Origin of the sequence: Terrisporobacter othiniensis (genome assembly GCF_000808015.1) — a bacterium.
GTDB lineage: Bacteria > Bacillota > Clostridia > Peptostreptococcales > Peptostreptococcaceae > Terrisporobacter > Terrisporobacter muris.
The window spans coordinates 1-5,231 of sequence record NZ_JWHR01000051.1 but is presented as its reverse complement, the minus strand read 5'-3'; the positions used below and the strand labels follow the sequence as shown (position 1 = coordinate 5,231).

The window sequence follows — 5,231 nt, the reverse complement described above, 5'->3', positions numbered from 1 at the left end:
GTAATATACTAGTATATTTTGCTATTTTAGATTTTATTATATCTTTAATATAATCAGTTGAATCAACTTTTAAAATTAATACGATTATACTATATACTATGGCCCCCATGCTAACAGAAACTATTAATCCTAAGAACTCACTAATTAAGGATATTTTTGCAAAAATTTTCAACACTATAATAGCCATTACACAAGATGCTAAAAATGTTTTAAACAGTGTCATTAAAATACTCATTGCATTAAACTTTCCTATTTTCTTTCTAAGATTAAACAATAAAAAACATATAGCTATTATTGCCGAAATACTTGAACCTAAAGCAAGTCCTGATACTTTCATTGTTCTTATTAAAATTAAGCTTAATAATATATTAGATATAACACATAATATACTATTTTTCATTGGAATTTTGGTGTCTTCTAAGGAGTAAAATACCCTTACAGCAACATCTCTCATTCCTGCCGCAACCATACCTATAGCATAGCAAGATAATACTTGAGCTGTTATAATAGTTGCACTTTCATCAAAGGCACCTCTTTCAAAAAGTACTTTTACTATTGGTTTTGACAATATAAATGCACCTATAGAAATAGGCATAATAATTAATATAACAGAATTAATAGATTTACAAAATGTAATCTTTAGTTTTCTTAAATCCTTTTTTGAACCTAATTTAGAAAATACAGGATATATTACAGCTGTTATTGATGCAACAAATAATCCTGTAACAAACATATTTAATTTATATGCATAATTTAATGCAGATAAAGAACCTGTTACTAAAAAAGATGATAAATTCTTATCTACTAAACTATTTATTTGATATGCTGATGCTCCTATCAAAACAGGTCCTATAGCTAAAGCCATCTTCTTTATATTTTTATCAAACAAATCAATATTTAATTTGTATCTAAATCCCTTTTTACAGCAAAATGGAATTAAAAATATCATTTGAATAAAAAATGCAAATACAGTTCCATATGCTAAGATTTCTACACCAAAAGTTCTACTAAGTAAAACTGATATTATTATTGATATATTATATGGTAAGGGCATTATACCTGTAATCAAAAAGTAGTCATGTATCTCTAAGTACGCTTTTAATACGTATGTTATACATACTAAACCAACTGAAAATAAAATAATTCTTGTTAGTTGTATGGTAAGCTTAAGTCTCTCTCCTTCAAATCCTGTTGCAAACAATTTAACCAATGGTTCTGTGAAAATCCAACCTAAAATTGATACAATTAATGATATAATAAATATAATATTTATAACATTGCTTGTGAATTTTAAAGCTTTTTCCTTTCCACTCTTTTCTTCTATTGATGTATATATAGGCATATATGTACTTTGAATAGCTACACATAATAGCGATATAAATGCTACCGTTATGATATTCAACGCCATTAGATATGAATCTGATATAACACCAATACCATACACATATCCAATAACTAAATCTCTTAAAAATCCAACAATCTTTGATATTATTGTTGCGATAAACAGTATGGATGCTGATTTTAATATTTTAGACATCTAAATTCCTCTTTTCATGTTAAGTTGTTTAAATATAATAAATCTTCTATGATTGTGTAAGAGTAATATGAATTGAAAACATATTAGTATACTTTATATATTATATACATATAATATATTATTTAATTACTTAGTACAATTTACAATAATGTAAGAAAGATTTGCTTTTATCTAATAGTGCAATGTGACCATACATTTAACTGATCCTGTGCATAATCTTTTGCATTATTCATTCTCTTTATTAAATGCCTGCTCAATATCTCCATCCTCGTCCATGAACACTATGTCTCCAACTGTAAATAATTCTGTTTCCATAGTACTAGAGGGAACTGTAACAACTACCTCTTTCCTTTTATTGTTAACAATAGTAACTTTATATTCAGTGGATTTATTATCTTTTTCTATCATCTTGATAGTGTATCCTTCTTCTTCTATCTGTGCATTAACAGCTTTATCTTTTGCTGAGCCAATAGCAAGTCCTACTAACATACCAATGCAAATTCCCATGGAAGTACCCATGGCTATATTACCACCAAATAATCCACCGAAAGAAGTTCCAAATGAAGCACCAAAACACATTCCAAGTGACATACCTATTGCCATATTTTTACTTGTTTTTTTCATTATATTATCTCCATAAATTCAGACTTATCTATATGATATCAAAAATATTCTTAATTCGCATTATATAAAATTCTACACTACCACAATTGAGACATACACAGGCTTTTACACGATCTTGAAGAATATTTGTAATTTCTAAGTAATCATCTTTATTTATTTTTCTTAAAATTAATCTATCAGTTTCTATCATTACATCATCCATAGAAAACTCCCCCCTAATTTTTATTTGGTATTATATTAATATTGTTCATCATGTATAGCAATCATATAAAAAAAGTCACCAAAGTTTAATAAATATAAATAATACCAATAACTATGTTAATAATCATTGGTATTACTTTATGTAGGATTAAATTATGGAATTTCTATTTCTATTACTTCATCATCAAGGTGTTTTTCATTACCATCAATACAAACAACAGGTGTTATTACTATTTTTTCTTCTGTTCCTTTAAGTTCAAAATCACAGTAAACTGTATTTTCAGTATCTGAAATACCACTATCAAGATTCATTAAATCTTTACCATTTTCATCTGTTACTGACAAGAAGAAATATGTATTATCTGAAGTGTCTCCTTCTATATCCATCTTAACCTTTGCAGATACAGGAGATATCCTTATATCATCAATCTTCAACTTGCATTTTATATTTCCTTCACTTATATCAATAGCTTTGTTAATTTCAACAACTTTCATATCATTAGATATATTAGAAGTATTTATAATAGTATTAAATTCCCATGTTCCAAGTTCCTTACTTAGCCATCTACTTGACTCTGTTTTTGACTCACCTATATCAAAGTCTTTAAATTTAATTTTCATATCATAATCTTTATTTTCCTCTAAATTTTTAAGTATATCAAAGTCTTTATCAACGACCCCATCTCCATCAGTATCAATTCTAGTTAAATCAACAATATATAAAATTTCTTTTTTATCCTCACCTCTTACATTCCTTTGATTAATTGCTCCACCTTGACCAGGAAAAGACATATCGCCTATTGTGATAAGGGGTAAATCTGGTGCAAAGTCCTTTTTATTAAATCCGTTTTTCTCTAAATCAAAATTACTATAATCAATCCCCAAACTTACGATTAATTGCTTATCATCAAGCATTACATCTCCTAAGTTAAGTATCAATCCATCTTTTTCTAATGATTGGTTTCCTTCAAACTTATATTTATCAAACTCTCCTGAGTCTCTATCTAAAAAATACTCAATACTATTTACTAATCTATTTATATATGCCAATGCTCTCTCATTTGTAAGAGCTACAGAACCTAAAACAAGTGTGGCTGATACACTTGCTACTATCAATTTTTTATTTACTTGCTTTTTAGATTTTATCTTTGATTTCATTATATTTTTCATTTTTTCATTATCAGTTTTTACTTCAGTATATCTATCAAATTGAATTTTTTCGTTATTTAATACTTTATATTTGTCTATCATTTTATTTACCTCCATTTTCTAGTAAAGATTTTCTTATCTTGGCCTTACCTCTAGATAACTTACTATGGACACTAGAAATAGCTAATTTCTTATTCCGTGCTATATCTACTATACTTTCACCTTCTAGATAATATCGTCTAAATATTTCTTCATCCTCTTTAGATAAGAAGTTTAAGGTCTCGTTTAATTCTTCTTGAATTTCTATATTTAATAAATTTTTATCTATATATGGTGTCTCTTCATCTAATGTAGATGATTCCATCTTATTTAGATATTTTCTTTTATAATCAATTGCTTTATATTTAGCTATTGCACATATCCAGTTTTTAAAAGAATTTTTATTTTTTTCAAATCCATCTATGTTATTCCAAATAGCCAATAAAGTATCGCTAACACATTCTTCTTCATAATTAATAAGAGCACCTAAATGATACCTAACTACAGAAGTAATAAGGCCATTGTACTGATCTATTAACATTTCCATTCCTTTTTCATTTTTCTTTTTTATGTATTTAATCATTAATTTATCTTGCAAGTTACTTCCTCCTCACTGTAAAAGCTTTTACATTAGTTAATTCGTAAATTAATATCAAAAACTTGCATGTTTGAATATTTTTATTTTATTGTTCATTCTAATATCAACAAAGTCCAGCAATATTATTTGCTGGACTTTAATTTCGTAATATATTAAAAAAGCGACTATTCTTTTTTTAATTCTAAAAGTGTAGGTGTTATGTTAAGTACAATAGATAGAATAGTTAAAACCCTGAATAAATTTTCCATAGTAGGTACTACATCGGCTAAAGCAGCCCAGTCATTGGCTTGTACCCATTCAGATACAACGGAGTATCCTGAATAAATTGTCAATGCTGTAAATGATAATCCTATTGCCATTGCAAGTTTATAATTTTTTCCTACTTTATACATATAAAGATTTAAAAAAGTAGCCACTATGGCAATACCCCCGAATATTATCCACATATTTTTACCTCCCTTTTATTTCGCATTATATAACATTGGTGAATTAGAATTTATCAATCTCATATTAAGCAAAGTTACAGATGTAGTGCCTGTTTCTAACTTTTTATTAGATATGCGATTATTTACTGACATGTCTACACTAGAGACCTTGCTTCCATCAGATATAACTATATAAGCTTCCCTTATTTTCATACTAACTCCCCTGTCAGATTATTATTTATACCTTAATTATATCAAAAAAGCCACTGATTTTATATCAATGGCTATGTCATCCAAATCTATTTTATTTTTATACTTATCAAATCTAAAAGTAACATTAACTTTAACAAAGTATCTAATCAAAACATTATCCGAATATGTCAAATTATTTTAAATAATGATTTTAACAAAATTTTAGGAGGAACTCTATTATTAATTATATTTCTTATCATAGATGCTCCTTTAGTGTATATAATTAATAATTACTTACCTTGGATGTTAGGTAAATTAAATATAAAAGATGAATTGAACGTAATAATAGGCTAGTAATATACTAGTATATTTTGCTATTTTAGATTTTATTATATCAATAATATAATCAGTTGAATCAACTTTTAAAATTAATACGATTATACTATATACTATGGCCCCCATGCTA

General features: G+C 26.8%; 7 protein-coding genes. All 7 read right to left on the bottom strand.

Annotated features, from left to right (window positions below; all coding sequences use genetic code 11):
- Nucleotides 1-1,537 (bottom strand): murein biosynthesis integral membrane protein MurJ (murJ, locus tag QX51_RS04920; protein ID WP_052232885.1); only part of this gene is annotated, 1,537 nt, incomplete at its 3' end.
- 225 nt (nt 1,538-1,762) lie between these two features.
- Complete coding sequence (locus QX51_RS20865) at nt 1,763-2,161, bottom strand: glycine zipper domain-containing protein (RefSeq protein WP_052232884.1); 399 nt, start codon at nt 2,159-2,161, stop codon at nt 1,763-1,765.
- A 28-nt stretch (nt 2,162-2,189) separates the two neighbouring features.
- Nucleotides 2,190-2,363 carry a hypothetical protein gene (locus tag QX51_RS20565; RefSeq protein ID WP_161791901.1) on the bottom strand — a complete coding sequence of 58 codons (174 nt, stop codon included), beginning with the start codon at nt 2,361-2,363 and terminating at the stop codon, nt 2,190-2,192.
- A 152-nt stretch (nt 2,364-2,515) separates the two neighbouring features.
- The gene (locus QX51_RS04910; RefSeq protein ID WP_039678788.1) at nt 2,516-3,613 is read right to left on the bottom strand and encodes a DUF5643 domain-containing protein; all 1,098 of its coding nucleotides are present in this window, start codon (nt 3,611-3,613) and stop codon (nt 2,516-2,518) included.
- Between the two features lies 1 nt (nt 3,614).
- Nucleotides 3,615-4,148 carry a sigma-70 family RNA polymerase sigma factor gene (locus tag QX51_RS04905; RefSeq protein WP_039678787.1) on the bottom strand — a complete coding sequence of 178 codons (534 nt, stop codon included), beginning with the start codon at nt 4,146-4,148 and terminating at the stop codon, nt 3,615-3,617.
- A 164-nt stretch (nt 4,149-4,312) separates the two neighbouring features.
- Nucleotides 4,313-4,594: a hypothetical protein gene (locus tag QX51_RS04900; RefSeq protein ID WP_039678786.1), complete on the bottom strand. Its 282-nt coding sequence runs from the start codon at nt 4,592-4,594 to the stop codon at nt 4,313-4,315.
- Between the two features lie 15 nt (nt 4,595-4,609).
- Entirely contained in the window at nt 4,610-4,786 is a 177-nt protein-coding gene (locus QX51_RS20560) for a hypothetical protein (protein WP_161791900.1), read from the bottom strand.
- Nucleotides 4,787-5,231 lie beyond the last annotated feature (445 nt).